The organism is Erythrobacter sp. QSSC1-22B, from assembly GCF_001678665.1.
Lineage (GTDB): Bacteria > Pseudomonadota > Alphaproteobacteria > Sphingomonadales > Sphingomonadaceae > Qipengyuania.
This window is the reverse complement of record NZ_LZRP01000001.1, coordinates 248,573-267,192: the sequence shown is the minus strand read 5'-3', so window position 1 is coordinate 267,192 and position 18,620 is coordinate 248,573. Positions and strand designations below refer to the sequence as shown.

The following is an 18,620-nucleotide window of genomic DNA, read 5'->3' as shown; positions in this document are numbered from 1 at the left end:
CAGTTGCGGGGCGGTGCGGACGGGCAAGGCCACCGAGGGAATCCGACGGGGTAAATCAAACAGTCGAACAGCTCTCTGCGCGGTCAATCGAGATAGGACGGATCGAAAAGCAGGCTCAAGTCCTCTGGTTCGCCGAGGATCGAAATGAGGTCACGCTCCTGGAGCCGTAAATCGCTTCTTCCAATGATAAGCTTGCCGTCGCGCTCTATCATCACGACCAGACAGGAGCCGGGCAGCTCGATTTCCCCGAGATCGGAGTCCAGCTGTGAGGACAGAGCCGGGATTTCGGAAACGTGATCCCGAACGAAATGGTCGTCGCGGACGAGAACCTTGGTGAGGTCCTTTTCGTCATTCGCATCAAGCCAGCGCTCTTCGAATTTGTCGCTTTGCGCCACTTCTGCCAGATGGCCCACGATCCGCAGGTCCAGCCCGGCCGGCTCTTGCGGCAGGATCAGATACATCAGCGTGTGGACATCGCGGGAACCCAGGATGTCGACCGTCGCGCCTCCCCCGAAGCGGAAAATGAAAAGCTGGGATTGCTCGAGGTCGGGAACCGATTTGTAGGCCAGATACATGTTCGGGCGGATCGCATGCACATCCATCCGTTCGCCTTCGAACACGGCCCGGATGGCACTCTCATCCATTCCGAACCGCTGCTGTGCGACTTCGACCATCTCTTCGACAAGCCGCTTGCGATCGAAACGCCCCTCCGTACGATCGAGTAGCACCGAGCGTGCCACGACGCTCTCGTAGTTCAGGTTTTGCGGCTGGGTCTTCTCATGGACGATCGAGGACAACTCGCGCTCGATCCCCTCATAAGTGCTGTGGCCCAGATGACGGTGCATATGAAAGATCGCGCCGCGTCGTTTCACCCGCTTCGAGGCATAGAACTGGTAGTAAAGGCCGCATCCGACAGCGAGCAGGGCAGTGAACAGGATGGACACCGCACCCATTTCGAGGATCAGCCAGAATGCCAGGAGGACCCCGATCAGGGGAAGCCATGGGTAAAGCGGCACTTTGAACCCCGGCCGATAGCTGTCTATCCGGCTCTCGCGCATCACGATCACCGCGAGGCAGACCAGTCCGAACAACAGGAGCTGGAATGCGCTGGCAAGCTTGGCCACCGACTCGACGTCGAAGACCAACAGCACTGCGATCATGGTGACCACGGTGACGGCAATGGCCAGCACCGGTGTGCCGCTGCGGCCCAGCACGCTCAGTCGCGACGGCAACAGCTTGTCTTTCGCCATGGCGAAGGGATAGCGCGAAGCGGACATGATCCCGGCATTCCCGGTCGAGGCGAACGCAGCGACAGCCGCCACGACGACAAGCGTGACGCCCAGATCGTATGGCAAACCGCCAAGGAAGACCTCGCCTGCATCCGCCACGGGCGTGAGGCTTTCGAACAGTTCCTGCGGTGGCAGAACAGTCACCATCAACAGCGTGCCCAAAGTGTAGATCACGGTGGCGGTGAAGAGCGAAAGCACCATCCCCAGGGGGATATTGCGATCGGGATTCTCGATTTCTTCGGAGATGCTGGCGACCTTGGTAAGCCCTGCATAGGATACGAAGACAAGCCCGATCGTCGCAAAGAACCCGCCGAAGCCGTCGCGGAAAAAAGCGCCATACGCCGGCTCGGGCGTCAGCACATCGGCTATTCCCGTGCGCGCCAGGCCGATCGTGACGAAGGCGGTCAGGATCACCACCAGCGTCCCCACCAGAATGCGCTGCAGCAGCGTCGTCTCTTTCGCTCCGAAGACGTTGAGCAGGCCGAAGGCGACGGTCAGTACGATGGCCGTAACCGTGATCGGCAAGTCGATGTAGATCGCAAGATAGGCCCCCATCCCGACCAGGGCGAAAGCGCTCTTGAACACCGTCGCCACCCAGGATCCCACACCTCCGACCGTGCCCATCAACGGGCCCATGCTACGATCGAGAAAGAAATACGCTCCGCCCGCTCGCGGCATCGCGGTCGACAGTTCCGCCATGCAGAACATCGCCGGCAGGATCATCAACCCGGCGACCAGATACGCGAGATAGACCGAGTTACCCGTCTGAGCCGCTGCAATGCCTGGAAGGAGGAACAGGCCGGAAGAGAACATCGCTCCCGTTGCGACGGCATAGACGTCGAACAGCTTGAGGTTCTTCGACATTTTCTTGGGATTTGCGGGAAGATCTGGATCTGGGATGCCCGTTCCTTTCGAACTCAATGCCGGGATGGCCATGGCTGACCTCGATATCGCCCGGCAGTGCCGCTTTCGCAAGGTGCCATTGGTGCCTTTGTAATCTTCGAAAGACCGCGACGTCGGTTGATCGCCGGTGAGCGCGAAATCGCCAAGGCTATGCTGCCCGGCTCGATGTCAGCCTTCCCGGGCCGGTGGAACGAGACTGGTCTAAAGCCACTCGCCACCGGTCACTAAAGCAACCGCATCTGCCCACCCATTTCCGGCGCGCGAAACCGGGTGCAATCGAGCTTGAACTTGCCCTTGCCGATCCCGGAGCGCTTGCAAGCCAGGCGAAAGCGCGCGCGGAACAGGTCGGCCCAGACGCCGGTGGGCCTCATGCGGCTGAAGAAGTCGGGGTCGTTGTCCTTGCCACCCCGGATCGAGCGAACGATGCTCATCACCTTGTCGCCGCGCTCGGGGTAGTGAACGCTCAGCCATTCGCGGAACAGCGGTGCGACCTCGTGCGGCAGGCGCAGCGGGATCCAGCCGCAACTCGCCACCCCCAGCGCCACGGCGCGCTGGACGATTTCTTCCATGAACTCGTCGGTGATGGCGGGGATCACCGGGGCAACCAAGCAATGCGTCGGGACCCCCACCTCGGCAAGTTTTCCCAGCGCAGCCAGCCGCTTGGCGGGCGAAGCGGCGCGTGGTTCGAGCTTTCTGGACAAGACCGGGTCGAGGCTGGTTACCGAGATTGCCACCGCCACCAGTCGCCGCCTCGCCATCTCCTCGAGCAGATCGAGATCGGCGAGCACCCGGTCGGATTTGGTGGTGATCGTCACCGGATGGCGGGCGTCGAGGCACACTTCGAGCAGCGCACGGGTGATCCGGTAGCGGTTCTCGATCGGCTGGTAGGGATCGGTATTGGTCCCCAACGCGATCGGCTTCGGGCGATATTTGGGCTTCGCTAGCGTGGCACGCAGCAGTTCGGCGGCGTTGGGTTTGGCGAACAGCTGCGTCTCGAAATCGAGCCCGGGCGAGAGGTCGTGATAGGCATGGGTAGGCCGAGCGAAGCAATAAACGCAGCCATGCTCGCAGCCGCGATAGGCGTTGATCGAGCGGTCGAATGGGATGTCGGGCGACTGGTTGAACGACAGAATGGACTTGGGCTGTTCCTCGGTCACCTGCGTGCGCAGCTTGACCGGCGGCCCGCCGTCGCTCTGCGCCAGCGCCGCCATATGGTCGCTCCAGTCGCCATCGGCCTCGCGGGTGGCAAGGCCAAAGCGCGTCGGCACGCTGCGCGATTGCGCGCCGCGGCCGGTAACAGGCGACTCACTGCTGGGCTCCATGGAAAGGAACATACATGGAACAAAAGCCGTGGTCGAGCCTCAACCGAGGATGATCTGCAGCCCCGCGCCACCGCACCACAGGCCAAGCAGCAGCACCGATTCCCAGCCAATTCCGCCCGGTCCCTGCCGTTCGCGGCGCAGCAGCCCCGCCAGCAGCACGGCGGTCATCACCACCACCAGTGCCATCCAGAAGACGGTGCGATCGGAGATGGCGTTGTAGATGCTGCCTTCGCGATAGGCGATATCGCTGGAAGCGATGAACAGCGCGTCGAACATATTGCCGCCGATGATCCCGCCGATGGCGAGCTGCAGCGCGCCGCGCCGGACCGCGGCGATGGTAGTCACCAGTTCGGGCAGCGAGGTGACGATCGCGGTTCCCAGCGCGCCGACCACCCCTTGCGAGATGCCGAGCCGGCCCGAGAGTTCGATCCCCGCTTCGCCGACCAGCCAGCCGGTGAAGCCGATCACCACCACCAGCGCTGCGAACAGGCCGCCGATCAACCACAATGAACGTTGATCGGTCGTATCGTCGTCATTTTCATCGCGGGTAGCATCGGTCTGGCGCGGGAGCCACATCGGGTGCTTGTGAGTCCGGTGCGCGCCGCGCAGGCCGACGATGTAGACGCCGACCAGCACCGGGGTCAGCGGATGGATGCCGAGAATTGTGTAGGGCGGTGCCGCCCAGGCCATGATTGGCAAGGTTACGAGGATGATCAGCGTGGTCGCCTGCGCGAGATTGACGGGGCTGGCGGCGGCGTGTTCGAGATTGACCTTGCGGTAGAAGATATCGGCGAGCGCCAGGAACATCGTCTGTGCGGCGATCCCGCCCATCGCGTTGGACACGCTGAGATCGGCGGCGCCGCTTGCCGCAGTGCTGGTCGAGGTGACGATGCCCGCGATGCTGGTGCCCGCACCCAGCAGCACCGAGCCGATCAGCGCCTCGCCGAAGCGCGTGCGATCGGCGATGGTATCGGCATAACCCGCCATTTTCGAGCCGAGCAGGGCGATGACCAGCGCGCAGCCCGCAAAGATCAGGCAGACCGTCAGCGTCGAATAGGTTGCGATGGCGAGCAAGCGTTCCCCCTGGTGCGCGCCGCCGCCCCTGGACGATGACGCCCCTAGACGATGACGCCTCGTGTCGACGCTAGCGCTCGCGCAGCCGCGGCATGAGTTCGACGAAATTGCAGGGGCGGTGGCGGCTGTCGAGTTGCTGGACCAGGATCCTGTCCCAGCCGTCCTTCACCGCGCCGTTCGATCCGGGCAGCGCAAAGATATAGGTCCCGCGCGCCAGCACTGCGCAGGCGCGGCTCTGCACCGTGCTGGTGCCGATGGTCTCGTAGCTGATCCAGCGGAACAGTTCGCCGAAGCCGGGGATCGCCTTGTCCTTGACCTGATCGAGCGCTTCGGGAGTGACATCGCGGCCGGTCAGCCCGGTGCCTCCGGTGGTGAGCACTGCATCGATCTCGGGATCGTCGATCCAGCGGTGGAGATGCGCGGCGATTTCGTTCTTGGAATCCTTGCTGATCTCGCGCGAGGCAAGGACATGGCCCGCCGCCGCAATCCGCGCGGCGAGGATATCGCCCGAGCTGTCGTCGGCGGGCGTGCGCGTGTCCGACACGGTCAGCAGCGCGATGCGCACGGGTTTGAAGGGCAGGCTCTCGTCGATCCGCATGTCAGCGCTCCCGCGGGAATGTCGGCCACTGGTTCTGCGCGAGCGCGGTGCGGCTGGGCGCATCGGCATCGGCCTGGCGCAGATACATCCAGTAATTGCGCATCACGATCGCGACATAGGAACGCGTCTCCCAATAGGGGACCGATTCCATCCACGTCAGCGGATCGCCCTGATCGCGCACTTCCTCGTTCCAGCGCGTCACCGGGGTCAGCCCGGCGTTGTAGGCAGCCATCACCTTGGGCAGATGCCCCTGCGTCGCGCTCGACTGGCTCAGCGCCTCGAGCGCGCGCTGGCCGAAGGCGAGGTTGGTGGCGGGCTCCTTGAGATCGGCGGTCGCAGCGTTGAGATTGATCGAACTGGCGTATTCGCGCGCGGCGATCGGGCGGATCTGCATCAGCCCGATGGCGTTGGCCGGGCTCACCACCCGCTCGCGGAAGTTGGATTCCTGCAGCGCGTGCGCGAAGGCGAGCGCCGGATCGACCTGCCAGCCGCCGCGCGGGGTCTGGTAGGTCACCGGCCAGCGCAGCGAGGGCGGGGCGGCGGTCCCGGCGGGCGCGTTGTAGGCCATGAAGCTCTGCGCTGCGGGCAGGCCGAGCGCGCGCGCGAGCCGGGTCAGCGGCGCGAAATCGCTCGCGTCACCGATCCGCGCCTGGTGGACCAGCGCGTCGGAGGCCTGATCGCGGCGCCCGATTTCGGCGAGCATTACCGCCAGCCGGGCGGCCTGCTCGCCGTCGAGCTGCTGCCAGTCCGCCGCAGTGAGATCGGGGAGTGTGTGATCGCCGGGCAGTGCCTGCCCCAGCTGTTCGCGCGCGAGCATGCCGTAGAGCGTCTCGGTGAAGCGTGCGGCACCGCGCAATTGCTCGCCCGCCTGTTCGGGTTCGCGGCAGCGGATCAGCGCCCGGCTGGCCCAGTAGTGCGCGGCGGAGGTCAGCTCGGGATCGGTCGAGCCCGTGGCGGCGCCGCGGAAGCCGCTGCCTGCGGTGGCGCAGTCGCTCAGCCGCCACGCGGCCAGCCCGGCCACCCAGTCGCCTTCGGCAACCCATGGCCCGCTGCCCTCGGCCACGGTGCGCGCCTGCGCCAGTGCCTCGGCATCGCGGTTCTCGATGTAATAGCTCCACGCCACTCGCTGGCGCCATTCGGCGCGCGCCTGCGGTGACAGCGAAGCGTCGATCCCGTCGAGCAGCAGCCGCGCGCCATCGGGGTCGTCGTTGCGGATACGATTGAGGATCGCACTGCTGACGCTGTCGGGCATGGTCCCGTCGGAAATCCCGCGCGGCAGGGTGCGGCGGGTCAGGCCCGGCTGGCCGCGCAGATCACGGGTACGAGGGAGCGAAGGGGTCGAGGTCAGCCCGCGCGTCGTCGCCAGTCGCGCGATCTGCTCCGCCTGCGGCAGGTCGCGGTAACGGTCGAGCCAGTCCGACAGCCGCTCGATCGGGATCCGCGGGCTTTCGGGGTGGAGGAAATATTCGGCCAGCGCCGCTCCATGGAGCGGGCCATCGCCACGCTCGCCGAGCAGGATCTCCGCGCGGTCCCAGTTGCGCGCATCGATCGCCTCGAACAGCGAGGCGTAATAGAGCCGGTCCTGGCTCGACAGCAGCGTCGGCAACGCCGCCGACTTGCCTTGCGAGAAATAGGCGATGCTCTCCTGACTGGCCTGCACCGGGAAGGCGTGACCGGCGGCCATTCCGGCAAGCGCGAGGAAAAGGGTCTTACGCATGGGCGCTCCACTTGAGCCAATTGGTCCAGAATTGTTTGCGATGGCCGGGCATCCGCGCCAGTCGGTCGAGCCGCGGCGCGATCATCACCGGGATGGCGCGTTCGCCGAGCTGTAGGGTGGGCGAGGGCTCGCCGCTCTCTGCCAGCAGCGGCGCGAGGCCGCGCCCGAACACCATCAGCCGCTGTGGTGCGGCGAGCGCGACATGATGGCGGGTCAGCTCGCCCAGCCCGCGCGCGGCCAGATCGTTCCAGTCGGGCAAGGGTGCAGGGCGGGGCAGCGCGCTGGCGCAATAGGTGTTATCCTCGGCCAGCCCCATCGCGCGCAAGATTGCGGCGAGCAGCCGTCCCTGCGGTCCGCTCAGCAGCCGTTCGCCATCCTCCGGGTCGGGCTGCGCGACCAGCAGCATGAGCTTTGCGCCCGCCACACCGCGCGGGGCGACCCGCCCGGAAGGGCCACGTTCGTCGAGGCCGGGCTCGCTGAGCCAGAATTTTCGGAAATCGTCGAGCTCGGTCGGATAATGGTCCGGTGTGCCGCCGATGAGCCCCCCGCTTTCGCTCTCGAGCGCACGCTGGATCGCGCTGCGCTGGGGCGGGGCCTTGGCGACAGGTTCCACTTTGGGCGCCGCTACGGCATCCGCAGTTTCCGGCTGCGTCAGCCAGTCGGTTGGCTCGTCGTCGAAGGTACAGTCCACGCCTGCTTCGCGCCACCAGGCGAGCGCGCCGGCGAGTGCCTCCCGGCTCGAAAAATCCTGCAAATGCATCGCGGTCATGGTCATCCTGGGTCCTGGCAGGGTCTTGACCTGTAGCGCCCCGCCAATCAAGGCAGGGGCAAGCGCAATGCGACGAAAAGAGAGACTTATGAGTGAACGTGAATCGATGCCCTGCGACGTCGTCATCATCGGCGGCGGTGTAGCGGGCCTGGCAGCGGCGATCCGGCTCAAGCAGCTGAACGAGGAACTCGAGATCGTCGTGCTCGAAAAAGGCAGCGAAATCGGCGCCCATGTTCTCTCGGGTGCGGTTGTCGATCCCAAGGCGCTCGACGAGCTGCTACCCGAATGGCGCACGATGGATTGCCCGATGGCGAAGACGCCGGTCACCGACAATCTGCACTGGATGATGAGCAAGGCCGGAAAATGGGACATGCCGCATCTGCTGATGCCGCCGTTCATGTCCAACAAGGGCAATTACACCGGCTCGCTTGGCAATCTGTCGCGCTGGCTGGCCGAGCAGGCCGAGGGTCTGGGCGTGATGGTGTTCCCGGGCTTCCCGGCATCCGAAGTGCTGTTCGACGATAGCGGCGCGGTCGCGGGCGTACTCACGCAGGACATGGGCATCGCCGAGGACGGTTCGCACAAACCCGATTACCAGCCCGGGATGGAAATCCAGGCCAAATACACGGTCTTCGCCGAGGGTGTCCGCGGCAATCTCACCAAGAAGATGAAGGCGCGGTTCGATCTCGAAGCCGATTGCCAGCCGCAGGTCTACGGGCTCGGCGTCAAGGAATTGTGGGATGTCGATCCTGCCAAGCATGTTCCGGGCCGGGTGATCCACACGCAAGGCTGGCCGCTGTCCGAAAGCGAGAGCTGGGGCGGCGGGTTCATCTACCACCAGGCCGACGGCCAGGTCGCGCTCGGGTTCGTCACCGCGCTGGATTACAAGAACCCCTACGTCTCGCCCTATCAGGAATTCCAGCGCTGGAAGCATCATCCCGAAATCGCGGCGCTGCTCGAAGGCGGCAAGCGAGTCGCGTATGGCGCGCGCGCGATCAACGAGGGCGGCTGGCAATCGGTGCCCAAGCTCGCCTTCCCCGGCGGCGCGCTGATCGGCTGCGCGGCAGGCTTCGTCAACGTGCCGCGGATCAAGGGCAGCCATACCGCGATGAAGAGCGGGATGCTTGCCGCCGAGAGCATCGCTGCGGCAATCGCTGCGGGGCATGAGAAGACCGAACTGGCCGATTACGACGCCGCGGTCCGTTCCAGCTGGATCGCCGACGAACTCAAGAAGGTGAAAAACGCTCAACCCGCGGTGGCCAAATACGGCGCCGATATCGGCACGCTGCTGGCGGGCGCGGACATGTGGATGCGCGCTCTCAAGATCGGCCTGCCGATCACCATGAAGCACGAGCCCGATCACACCCATCTGCAGCGCGCCGACCTCTACAAGCCGATCGATTACCCCAAGCCCGACGGAGTGTTGAGCTTCGACCGGCTGACCAATGTGGCCTTCAGTTACACCAACCATGCCGAGAACCAGCCGGTGCACCTCAAGGTCTGCGATATGGACCTGCAGCGCCGCAGCGAGCTGGAGGTCTTTGCCGGACCTTCGACCCGCTATTGCCCGGCAGGAGTCTACGAATGGTTGCTGGAGGAGGGCAAGGAGCCCGTCTTCGTGATCAATTCGCAGAACTGCGTCCACTGCAAGACCTGCGACATCAAGGACCCCAACCAGAACATCGAATGGGTCACGCCCGAGGGCGGCGGAGGCCCGAACTATCCGAACATGTGAGGTGAAGGCCCACCCCTCCAGTCTTTCGTCATCGCGAGCGGCCGAAGGTCCCGCGGCGATCCATGGCCCGACCGTGGATTGCTTCGCTCCGCTCGCAATGACGAACTGAGCCCATGCGCGAAATTGCCTACGCCAAGATCAACCTCGCGCTGCACGTCCGGTCGCGGCGCGAGGATGGCTATCATGAGCTCGAAACGCTGTTCGCGTTCGTCGATGCCGGCGATGTGCTGACCGCGCGGGTGGCCGACACCGACAAGCTGCAGCAGCATGGCGAATTTGCCGACCAGCTCGGAACCCCCTTCGGCAATCTGGTAACCAAGGCGCTCGGCGTGCTGCCGCGCTCCAGGGGGCTCGACATCCAGCTGGAGAAGAGCCTGCCCGTCGCGGCGGGGCTAGGGGGCGGTTCGGCGGATGCCGGGGCGGTGTTCCGGATCGTCCGCGAGAGCTTCGGCTTGCCCGACGACTGGCGGACACGCGCGGCGAAGCTGGGCGCCGATGTCCCCGCCTGCGTCGAGAGCCGCACCTGCATCGGTCGCGGCACCGGTACCGAGCTGGAAAAACTGGCGGGCGACAGCCTTGCCGGCGTCCATGTCCTGCTGGTCAATCCGCGCGTCGCGCTGACCACCGGGCCGGTGTTCGCGGCCTGGGATGGCAAGGATCGCGGCAGGCTTCCGACCGGTTCGGCGCGTGAGATCGCATCGGCGGGGCGCAACGATCTTGCCGAGCCTGCCATCGAATTGTGCCCGGTGATCGCCGAGGTGCTTGGCGCACTCGAAGGAACAGCGCCCTTGCTCACCCGTATGTCCGGTTCCGGCGCGACGTGCTTTGCGCTGTTCGAAAGTGCTGACGAGTGCACCGCTGCAACCGAGACGATCGCCGCAAGGCATGGCGAATGGTGGCAAATGACAGGGACGCTGCGATGATCGACGGCAAGCCATTTCGCCAGGTGGGCCAGGCGGGCCCGCATGGTTTGCTGTGCCTTGCCGATCACGCGTCCAATTTCGTCCCCGAAGATATCGATCTGGGGATCGATAACGCGCTGCTCGACGAGCATATCGCCATCGATATCGGCGTGGAAGGTGTCGCCGACCGGCTTGCGCGACGGCATGGCATTCCCGCGCATATCGCCTGTGTCAGCCGCCTCGTCTGCGATTTCCATCGCCGCGAGGACGAACTTGCCGTCGTCCCGACCGAAAGCGACGGGTATCTCATCCCCGGTAATATCGGTGCCAATCTCGAAAACCGACTGGCGACCTATCACCGGCCTTATCACAGCGCGCTGGCCCAATTCATCGACGAGGTCTCTCCCCGGCTACTGCTGGCGCTGCACAGCTTCACCCCCACGCTCGCAGCGCGCGAGGAGGAGCGACCATGGGAGGTCGCACTGCTCTACAATCAGGACGATCGCGCCGCGCGCCATGCGATCCGCCTGTTTGCCGAGCAGGGGCTGACGGTGGGCGACAACCAACCCTATTCGGGCAAACAGCTCAACGCGACGATGGATCGCCACGCCGAGGAGCGGGGGATCCCCTATCTCACCATCGAGGTGCGGCAGGATCAGATCGCCAGCGAGGCCGGGCAGGCGCGCTGGGCTTCGCTGATTGCCGATGTCGCGGGGCGAACCCTGCTCGCGCTTGAGTCGCAATAAGAAGGTCTTTCTCGCGCTTCGCTTGAATTATTGCGTCGCGGCGGCGAAAGCAGGCGCGATATTCTTTCAGCGCCGGAGCCTTCATGACCGCGACCTTCGATAAATCCCGCCTGCCCAGCCGCCATGTCTCGGTCGGCCCCGAGCGCGCGCCGCACCGGTCCTATTATTACGCGATGGGCCTGACCGAGGAAGAAATCGCGCGGCCCTTCGTCGGGATTGCCAGCGCGGGCAACGACAGCGCGCCGTGCAACACCACGCTCGATCCGCAGGCCAACATCTGCCGCAAGGGTGTCGAGGAAGGCGGCGGGATGCCGCGGCGCTTCAACACGATCACCGTCACCGATGGCATCGCCATGGGGCACCAAGGGATGAAAAGCTCGCTGGTCAGCCGCGAGGTCATCGCCGATTCGGTCGAGCTCTCGGTGCGCGGCCATTGCTACGACGCGCTGGTCGCCTTTGCGGGTTGCGACAAGAGCCTGCCCGGCATGATGATGGCGATGTTGCGCCTCAATGTGCCGTCGATCTTCGTCTATGGTGGCTCGATCCTGCCCGGCACCTACAAGGGGCACGATGTTACCGTGGTCGATGTGTTCGAGGCGGTCGGGCAATATGCCTCGGGAAACTGCCCGCTGCAGGAGCTCATCGCGCTAGAGAAGGTCGCCTGCCCTGGCCACGGCGCCTGCGGCGGTCAGTTCACCGCCAACACCATGGCCTGCGTCGGCGAGGCAATCGGATTGTCTTTGCCGAACAGCAATATGACGCCCGCTCCTTACAAATCGCGCGAGGAAATCGCGATGGCGGCAGGGCGTCAGGTGATGACGCTGCTCGAACACAATCTGCGCCCGCGCGACATCTGCACGCGCGCCGCCTTCGAGAACGCCGCGCGCGTGGTCGCTGCGACCGGTGGCTCGACCAACGCCGCGCTCCACCTGCCCGCGATGGCGCATGAGGCGGGGATCGCATTCGACCTGTTCGACGTCGCCGAGATCTTCAAATCCACCCCCTACATCGCCGATCTCAAGCCCGGCGGGCGCTATGTCGCGAAGGACATGCACGAGGCGGGCGGGGTCTATATGGCGATGAAGACACTGCTCGATGGCGGCTTTATCGACCCCGAGCCCATGACCGTCACCGGCAAGACGCTGGGCGAGAACATCGACGAGGTCACCTGGAACCCTGACCAGAAGGTCTTCTACGCCTTCTCGGACCCGATCACTCCCACCGGCGGGGTGGTGGGTCTCAAGGGCTCGCTCGCGCCCGAGGGGGCCATAGTGAAAGTCGCCGGTATGGCGCGGTTGCAGTTCACCGGCCCCGCGCGCTGTTTCGATTGCGAGGAGGACGCTTTCGCCGCGGTCGAGGCGCGCGATATCGAGGAAGGCAGCGTGATCGTGATTCGCTATGAAGGCCCCAAGGGTGGTCCCGGGATGCGCGAGATGCTTTCGACCACCGCCGCGCTCTACGGGCAGGGGATGGGCGAGAAAGTCGCGCTGATCACCGACGGGCGCTTCTCGGGCGCGACGCGCGGCTTTTGCATCGGCCATGTCGGTCCCGAAGCGGCCGAAGGTGGCCCGATCGCGCTGGTCGAGGATGGCGATTCCATCTCCATCGACGCCGAGGCAGGGACGATCGCCCTCCATGTCGATGCGGCGATACTGGACGAGCGGCGCAAGGCGTGGCAGCCGCGCCGGCATGATTACCAGTCCGGAGCCTTGTGGCGCTATGCCCAGAATGTCGGAGCCGCGAGCAGCGGCGCGGTCACGCATCCCGGGGGGGCGAGCGAGACGCATATGTTCGCCGATATCTAGCGCGGTCCTGCTTGCGCTCGCGCTGGCTGCGTGCAGCGATGTGCAGGAGCAGGCGGTGGAGGGTGCGACCGCGATCGACTGCGCGGTCGGGCCGGGCGCCGAGATGGGCGCGGACTGCAAGGTGGAACGCGCAGGCGAGCTGCTGGTGATCCGCCACCCCGATGGCGGTTTCCGCCGGTTGAATGCCGGCGACCTGAGTGCGGCAGATGGCTCGGAAGCGGCGCAGACCTTCGAGGATGGCGAGACGGTCGAAATCCGCGTGGCGGGCGACCGCTACCGCTGGCCGAACGGGACCTTCGACAATGGGGCCATCGACAATGACGAATGATGCGGTCCTGACCGTCGAAGCGATGCGCGCCGCCGAAGCTGCGGCGATGGCTGCGGGCACCAGCGAATGGGAGCTGATGCAGCGCGCCGGGCAGGGGGCGGCGGATTATGTCTGGCGCATCGCGGCCGGTCGAGCGGTTACCGTGCTGTGCGGGCCGGGCAACAATGGCGGCGATGGCTATGTCATCGCCGAAAGCCTAAGCGCTCGCGGGCTCGAGGTGACGGTGGTCGCGCCGGTGGAACCGGGTACCGATACCGCCGCAAGGGCGCGAGCAAGCTATCAAGGTTCCATCCAGCATGCGGTCGAGCGCCTGGCCAACCCGATCATGGTCGATTGCCTGTTCGGCTACGGCCTCTCGCGCCCGCTTGAGGGCAATTTTGCCGAGGTCCTCGTTCAGGCCGCAGCCTCGCACCCCTATCGTATCGCGGTGGATGTCCCCAGCGGGGTCGCCAGCGACAGCGGGGCGCTGCTGGGCGAGGTGCCGCAGTTCCATCTGACACAGGCGCTGGGGGCGTGGAAGCAAGCGCATTTCCTGATGCCGGCGCTGGGCGTGATGGGCGCCAGGCGGCTGGTACCGATCGGTCTCGATCTTCCGGACGAAGTTTCGCGCGTCGCCCCGCGTCCCGCGCTGGCTCCGCCGCCAGCCGATGCGCACAAATACAAGCGCGGCCTGCTCGCGATCGTCGCGGGCGCCATGCCGGGCGCGGCGATGCTTGCGGCGCAGGCGGCACTGCGCAGCGGCGCGGGCTATGTGAAACTGCTCAGCGACCACTCGCATCCCGACGCCCCTGCCGAGCTGGTGATCGAGGGCGGAAACCTCGCCGACCGCCTGTCCGACGAAAGGATCGGCGCGCTGCTGATCGGTCCCGGACTGGGCCGCGACGAGGAAGCGCGCCGAAGGCTTTGCGCCGTGCTCGATACGCGCGAGCCATGCGTCCTCGACGCCGATGCGCTCCATCTGCTCGATCCCGACCTGCTCGAGGGCTGCGATGCCACGCGGCTGCTGGTCACCCCGCACGAGGGCGAGCTCGCCAAGTTGTGCGATGCCTTTGGTATCCCGGGCGATGGCAAGCTCGACCGCGCCCGCGCGCTGCACGAGGGTACGGGCCTCGCGGTGCTCGCCAAGGGGCCCGACACGATCTTGTGCGGCGACGGTCGGCTGCGCTTTTTCCCGCAGGCGTCGAGCTGGCTCTCTGCGGCGGGGACGGGCGATGTGCTCGCCGGGATCGCCGCCGCGCGGCTGGCGACGCATGGCGATCCCATGCTCGCCGCGGGGGAAGCCGTCTATCTGCACCGCGAAGCCGCCGCGATCGCCGCACCCGCCTTCACCGCGGGACAGCTCGCCGAGGCGGTCCAGCCAGCTTTGGAGCGCTTCCTGTGAGCGAGAACGACACCATCGTCCGGATCGCCGCCAAGGGCGACGGGGTCACCGCCGACGGCCGCCACGCCGCGGGCGCTGCGCCGGGCGATGTGCTGCTGCCCGATGGCACGCTCCAGCCCGGTCCGCACCGGGTGAGCCCGCCCTGCCGTCATTTCGCGCGCTGCGGCGGCTGCCAGCTGCAGCATTGCGACGAAGCGGCGCTGCGCGATTTCGTCACCGACCGGGTGGCACATGGGGCGCAAGGGCAGGGGCTTGCGGTGGGTGAACTGCTCCCGACCTATCTTTCGCCCCCGCACAGCCGCAGGCGGGCCACGCTCCATGGTCTGCGGACGCACAAATTCATGCTCGGATTTCGCGAGGGTCGCTCGCACCGTCTCGTCGATATCGCCGAATGCCCGGTGATGCGGCCCGAACTGTTCGCGATGGTCGCTCCCTTGCGCAAGCTGCTTGGCCCCATGGCGGGGCGCAACCCTGTCGATGTCTCGCTGACGCTGACCGATCAGGGGATCGACTGTCTGCTGTCGGGGATCGAGCTCGACGGGCTGGGGCCGATCGAGGCGGTGGTGGATTTCGCCCGCGATCAGGGCCTCGCGCGGCTGACGCTCGATCAGGGCTATGGCCCTGAGGCGATGTGGGAGCCCGAGCCGGTGACGATCACGCTTTCGGGTGTGCCGGTCCCGTTCCCCGCCGCGGGTTTTCTCCAGCCCACCGCCGATGGCGAGGCTATGCTGGTCGAGGACGCGGTGAACTATCTCGAGGGCAGCAAGGTGGTGGCCGATCTGTTTGCCGGACTGGGTACCTTCGCCTTCGCACTGGCCCCACGCGCTCAGGCGGTCGCGGTCGAGGCAGCGCGCGAGGCGCATCTGGCATGCAAGCTTGCGGCGGGGCGGGCGCGGCTGCCAGTCGAGGCGGTGCATCGCGACCTGTTCCGCAACCCGCTCCAGCCCGACGAGCTGGCCCGCTTCGATGCGGTGCTGCTCGATCCGCCGCGTGCCGGCGCGCGCGAGCAGGTGGCGACGATCGCGGCGAGCAAGGTCGCGCGGGTCGCCTATGTGAGCTGCAATCCCTCGAGCTGGGCGCGCGATGCGAAGACACTGGTGGAGGCCGGGTTCCGGCTCGATAAATTGCGCCCGGTGGGGCAGTTCCGCTGGTCGACCCATGTCGAGCTGACCAGCCTGTTTACCCGCTAGCCGCGAAGCGCCTTGAGGACCTGCTCGCGCAGCCATTGCCGAGCGTGGGGTTCGACATAGGCGTGACCCGCTCCGGCACAGCGCACGATCCGCTCGTCCTCACCCCAGTTTTCCGCGAAAACCTGAGCGGTGCGATCGGCCTCCGCGAGCAGGATGCGCACCGGTCCGTCGAACTTCTCGAGGCCTGCGCGCATCTCTGCCGCGAGCGTGCTCGGCGCTGCCTTCGGCGTTGCGGCCTTGGCGACCCCGCGCAGGAGCTTGCGGAAATCGACCTCGCCCGACAGCAGTCGCACCACTTCGCGCGGGTTCTTGAGCTTGGCGAGATAACGCGCGCGGATCGCCGCGGCGGGCGGTGTCGAATCCGCGGAGCTTTCCTCGATCGTCCAGGGGTTGCTGAGCACCAGCGCGTCGCAGCGTGCGCCGCCCGCCAGCATCAGCGCCGAGGCCGCATCGCAATTGCCCATCCCGATCACCCGCCCAAGCTGCGGCGTCATCGCACGGAAGGCGGCGAGCGCTGCGGCGATATCCTCGGACTCATTGCGGAAACCGCGATTGGGTCCCTCGCTGTCGCCGGTGCCGCGGCGGTCGAAGCGGAAGACGGGAAAGCCCGCGCGCGCGATCTCGGCGGCGAAGCGCGCCTGCCCGGCGAAAGCACCGCTGCGGATCTCGTTGCCGCCGCTCACCAGCAGCAGACCCGAAGTCCCCGGCGCGGTGTCGAGCGTGCCCGCCAGCGTCGCGCCCTGGCAGTTGAAGGTCAGCGCCAGCCGGCTCACGAGCCGAGCATCCCGGAAGCGACGATGCGCGTGAGCGCCTCGGCCTGCTGCGGATCGTCACCGGGTTCGGCGCGCAGCCATAACGGCGAGCCGCCCAATTCAACCTGTTCGACGATCCGCGTCTCGGGGCCGATCACGGGTTCAGCGGCTTCGAGCTCGCGGATCATCGTTGCGCCAAGCGGCCAGCCGGCGAGTTCGAGACCATCCTCGCGCCCCTGCACCAGCAAGGCCTCGGTCTTTTCATCGCGCCCCGCCTCTCGCGCGGCGATGGTCCGGGCGCGCAGCATCGCCCGGAGCAGCGGCTTGCCCTGCGCAGGCGCGTAGAAGAAGGCCGGGGTGCCTTGCGGTACCAGCAGAGCGCCGCCGCGAATGGCGAGCAGATGGCTGCAGCGGAAATGCATCAGAGCGTCGCTCACAGCCTCGCGCCAGAGCGTCAGGCTCTGGTTTTCCAGCGGTGCGAGACTTTCGTTGCAGCCCGGGAGGTCGGGAAGAAAACTGTCGATCCCCGCAGCATCGAGTTTTCGCATGGTTTCAACGGTTTGATGGCGGGTTTTGTTGTGTTCATCGAACAGTGGGGGCAGCACCAGCAGGCGGTGTTCGCGGCCCCTATCGAAACGCAGTGCGATCTCTTCGGCGCGCTTCCCGCCCGGGAGCGGTGCGCGCCAGGTGTCGTATATCGCCAAGCTCAGCGCTCGACCGATTTCGCCTCGGCGAAGGCGAGCAACCCGCCATAGGTCTCGAGCATCTCGCCATCGACATCCTCGTCCTCGATGACGATGTCGAGCCGGTCTTCCATCTCGGTCAGAAGCCCGGCCACCGCCATGGAATCGAGTTCGGGCAGATGGCCGAACAACCCGGTGTCGCCGTCGAAACCCTCGACCTGCGCTTCGTCCAGACCCAGCACATCGCGCAGGATCGCGCGCAGCACGGTATCGATCTGGCTGCGGCTGGGCGCGGTGGCATTGCTCGAAAGGGCGGTCTGGCCGGACATGAATGACGCTTTCGTGGGGTTACGGGCGTAGGGTTTGCAGGCGGTGCGGCTTAACCGCGTCGCAGGCGCGAGGCAAGGCGATCGGCGAGTTTGCGAGCGACCAGCCGCCAGGCGGCGAATTGCCAAGGATCGATGCAGGTCAGCCGATAACGCGGCCGCTCGGTGTCCATCCAGTCGCGCTTGTAGCCATCCTCGCCGGTTCCAAAATCGACCAGTTGGACATGATCGGTATCGATGACATGTTCGAACAGCGCCGCGCTCAGCGTGGTTCCGGCGGAGAGCTTCGCGTGGTCCTGGTCGTAGGCGAGCTTGTGGATGAAGGCGGTGCCGTGCTCGACCGTCCAGAACTGTGCCGCCACCGGCACTCCCTCGTACCGCGCGACGCCAAGCCGCAGATGCCCCAGCGCGCCCTCGCGACGGGCGAAGGCCTCGAGCAGATCGGCGTCCTTCTCTTCGGTTTTCCAGCTGCGGTTGTAGATATCGCCATAGGCCTGCCAGGCCTGGGTATCGAAGTGGGTAAGGATCTCGACTTCGACCTTTTTCGCCTTGCGCTTGAGCGTGGTCCGCATCGGTCCGGGACGCTGCGCCCAATAGGCGGCGAAATCGCGGGTGCCGACTTCGAGCACATGGTTGGTGTCGCGCGGTTCGAGCCGGGTCAGCCAGCCTGCTTCGCGGAAGGCGGCGCGCAGCCGGGTGGCGCTGCCGTCCTCATCGGGGAGATAGTCCAGCGTGACGCAGGGTGCCTGGCTGCGCAGGTCGCGGGCAATCGCGCGCAACAGGGTATCGCCCGCGGGACCCGGCGCGGCGAGCGGGCGCCAGGCGAAGGCGAACCAGTGGTTGAGGGACTGGAGGCCGCTGGCGCTTCGCATCAGCGCAAGTGCCGCGGTCTCGCCCGCATGCTCGGCCATCGCGATAGTCGGGTGTCTGCCGAACTGCTCAAGCAGCGCATACCAGTCGGACCTATCGAACGGGCTATGCGCCAAGTGGTCGAGCGCTTGCAGTTTGCTAACGGTATCGTGATAGCTGACCGCTACATGATCCGTCCCTGCCATCGTCGCCCTCGCCGTCATCATTGTTGCCGCCGTCATCGCATCCTC

The 18,620-nt window shown here is 66.1% G+C and carries 17 protein-coding genes; 7 read left to right on the top strand and 10 right to left on the bottom strand.

Annotation, left to right across the window (positions count from 1 at the left end; genetic code table 11):
* Positions 1 to 83 precede the first annotated feature (83 nt).
* The 6 genes from A9995_RS01225 to A9995_RS01200 all read right to left on the bottom strand — a co-directional run bounded on the left by A9995_RS01225 (position 84) and on the right by A9995_RS01200 (position 7,678).
* The gene (locus tag A9995_RS01225; protein ID WP_067608018.1) at positions 84 to 2,153 is read right to left on the bottom strand and encodes an amino acid permease; all 2,070 of its coding nucleotides are present in this window, start codon (positions 2,151 to 2,153) and stop codon (positions 84 to 86) included.
* Positions 2,154 to 2,416: 263 nt separating this feature from the next.
* Positions 2,417 to 3,514, bottom strand: a complete 1,098-nt coding sequence (locus A9995_RS01220) for a PA0069 family radical SAM protein (RefSeq protein ID WP_067608016.1) — start codon at positions 3,512 to 3,514, stop codon at positions 2,417 to 2,419.
* A 39-nt stretch (positions 3,515 to 3,553) separates the two neighbouring features.
* The gene (locus A9995_RS01215; protein WP_082992401.1) at positions 3,554 to 4,588 is read right to left on the bottom strand and encodes a sodium:calcium antiporter; all 1,035 of its coding nucleotides are present in this window, start codon (positions 4,586 to 4,588) and stop codon (positions 3,554 to 3,556) included.
* Positions 4,589 to 4,658: 70 nt separating this feature from the next.
* Positions 4,659 to 5,186: a molybdenum cofactor biosynthesis protein B gene (moaB, locus tag A9995_RS01210; RefSeq protein WP_067608013.1), complete on the bottom strand. Its 528-nt coding sequence runs from the start codon at positions 5,184 to 5,186 to the stop codon at positions 4,659 to 4,661.
* A 1-nt stretch (position 5,187) separates the two neighbouring features.
* Entirely contained in the window at positions 5,188 to 6,903 is a 1,716-nt protein-coding gene (locus A9995_RS01205) for a lytic transglycosylase domain-containing protein (protein WP_067608011.1), read from the bottom strand.
* A complete protein-coding gene (locus A9995_RS01200) occupies positions 6,896 to 7,678 on the bottom strand; it encodes a hypothetical protein (protein ID WP_145916761.1) in 783 nt (260 codons plus the stop codon). The genes A9995_RS01205 and A9995_RS01200 overlap by 8 nt, the downstream gene beginning before the upstream one ends.
* Positions 7,679 to 7,760: 82 nt before the next feature.
* On the opposite strand from A9995_RS01200, the gene A9995_RS01195 reads away from it, so the two are divergent.
* From A9995_RS01195 to A9995_RS01165, 7 genes are all read left to right on the top strand, one after another.
* Positions 7,761 to 9,407, top strand: a complete 1,647-nt coding sequence (locus tag A9995_RS01195) for an electron transfer flavoprotein-ubiquinone oxidoreductase (protein ID WP_067608005.1) — start codon at positions 7,761 to 7,763, stop codon at positions 9,405 to 9,407.
* Positions 9,408 to 9,520: 113 nt separating this feature from the next.
* Positions 9,521 to 10,330 (top strand): 4-(cytidine 5'-diphospho)-2-C-methyl-D-erythritol kinase, encoded by an 810-nt coding sequence (locus A9995_RS01190; protein WP_067608002.1) that lies wholly within the window; start codon positions 9,521 to 9,523, stop codon positions 10,328 to 10,330.
* Complete coding sequence (locus tag A9995_RS01185) at positions 10,327 to 11,055, top strand: N-formylglutamate amidohydrolase (protein ID WP_067608000.1); 729 nt, start codon at positions 10,327 to 10,329, stop codon at positions 11,053 to 11,055. Before A9995_RS01190 ends, A9995_RS01185 begins: the two co-directional genes overlap by 4 nt.
* An 83-nt stretch (positions 11,056 to 11,138) precedes the next feature.
* Positions 11,139 to 12,860 (top strand): dihydroxy-acid dehydratase, encoded by a 1,722-nt coding sequence (ilvD, locus tag A9995_RS01180; protein ID WP_067607997.1) that lies wholly within the window; start codon positions 11,139 to 11,141, stop codon positions 12,858 to 12,860.
* A 55-nt stretch (positions 12,861 to 12,915) separates the two neighbouring features.
* Positions 12,916 to 13,188, top strand: a complete 273-nt coding sequence (locus tag A9995_RS01175) for a hypothetical protein (RefSeq protein ID WP_145916760.1) — start codon at positions 12,916 to 12,918, stop codon at positions 13,186 to 13,188.
* A complete protein-coding gene (locus tag A9995_RS01170) occupies positions 13,178 to 14,569 on the top strand; it encodes a bifunctional ADP-dependent NAD(P)H-hydrate dehydratase/NAD(P)H-hydrate epimerase (RefSeq protein ID WP_067607994.1) in 1,392 nt (463 codons plus the stop codon). Before A9995_RS01175 ends, A9995_RS01170 begins: the two co-directional genes overlap by 11 nt.
* Complete coding sequence (locus A9995_RS01165; protein ID WP_067607992.1) at positions 14,566 to 15,759, top strand: class I SAM-dependent RNA methyltransferase; 1,194 nt, start codon at positions 14,566 to 14,568, stop codon at positions 15,757 to 15,759. The genes A9995_RS01170 and A9995_RS01165 overlap by 4 nt, the downstream gene beginning before the upstream one ends.
* On the opposite strand, the gene A9995_RS01160 is transcribed toward A9995_RS01165, so the two are convergent.
* Genes A9995_RS01160 through A9995_RS01145 form a run of 4 tightly spaced genes read right to left on the bottom strand, consistent with a single transcriptional unit; the run spans position 15,756 to position 18,611 of the window.
* Positions 15,756 to 16,532: a hydrolase 1, exosortase A system-associated gene (locus A9995_RS01160; RefSeq protein WP_067607990.1), complete on the bottom strand. Its 777-nt coding sequence runs from the start codon at positions 16,530 to 16,532 to the stop codon at positions 15,756 to 15,758. The genes A9995_RS01165 and A9995_RS01160 overlap by 4 nt on opposite strands.
* A complete protein-coding gene (locus A9995_RS01155) occupies positions 16,529 to 17,215 on the bottom strand; it encodes a hypothetical protein (RefSeq protein WP_233998037.1) in 687 nt (228 codons plus the stop codon). The genes A9995_RS01160 and A9995_RS01155 overlap by 4 nt, the downstream gene beginning before the upstream one ends.
* Before the next feature lie 2 nt (positions 17,216 to 17,217).
* A complete protein-coding gene (locus A9995_RS01150) occupies positions 17,218 to 17,523 on the bottom strand; it encodes an acyl carrier protein (RefSeq protein ID WP_067607987.1) in 306 nt (101 codons plus the stop codon).
* A 50-nt stretch (positions 17,524 to 17,573) separates the two neighbouring features.
* Positions 17,574 to 18,611: a GNAT family N-acetyltransferase gene (locus A9995_RS01145; RefSeq protein WP_233998036.1), complete on the bottom strand. Its 1,038-nt coding sequence runs from the start codon at positions 18,609 to 18,611 to the stop codon at positions 17,574 to 17,576.
* Positions 18,612 to 18,620: the final 9 nt, after the last annotated feature.

Coding starts and splice junctions, on each gene's coding strand:
- A9995_RS01150 (WP_067607987.1), bottom strand. CDS start 17,523: ATGTCCGGCCAGACCGCCCTTTCGAGCAATGCCACCGCGCCCAGCCGC.
- A9995_RS01170 (WP_067607994.1), top strand. CDS start 13,178: ATGACGAATGATGCGGTCCTGACCGTCGAAGCGATGCGCGCCGCCGAA.
- A9995_RS01200 (WP_145916761.1), bottom strand. CDS start 7,678: ATGACCATGACCGCGATGCATTTGCAGGATTTTTCGAGCCGGGAGGCA.
- A9995_RS01220 (WP_067608016.1), bottom strand. CDS start 3,514: ATGGAGCCCAGCAGTGAGTCGCCTGTTACCGGCCGCGGCGCGCAATCG.
- moaB (WP_067608013.1), bottom strand. CDS start 5,186: ATGCGGATCGACGAGAGCCTGCCCTTCAAACCCGTGCGCATCGCGCTG.
- ilvD (WP_067607997.1), top strand. CDS start 11,139: ATGACCGCGACCTTCGATAAATCCCGCCTGCCCAGCCGCCATGTCTCG.
- A9995_RS01205 (WP_067608011.1), bottom strand. CDS start 6,903: ATGCGTAAGACCCTTTTCCTCGCGCTTGCCGGAATGGCCGCCGGTCAC.
- A9995_RS01225 (WP_067608018.1), bottom strand. CDS start 2,153: ATGTCGAAGAACCTCAAGCTGTTCGACGTCTATGCCGTCGCAACGGGA.
- A9995_RS01185 (WP_067608000.1), top strand. CDS start 10,327: ATGATCGACGGCAAGCCATTTCGCCAGGTGGGCCAGGCGGGCCCGCAT.
- A9995_RS01190 (WP_067608002.1), top strand. CDS start 9,521: ATGCGCGAAATTGCCTACGCCAAGATCAACCTCGCGCTGCACGTCCGG.
- A9995_RS01195 (WP_067608005.1), top strand. CDS start 7,761: ATGAGTGAACGTGAATCGATGCCCTGCGACGTCGTCATCATCGGCGGC.
- A9995_RS01145 (WP_233998036.1), bottom strand. CDS start 18,611: ATGACGGCGGCAACAATGATGACGGCGAGGGCGACGATGGCAGGGACG.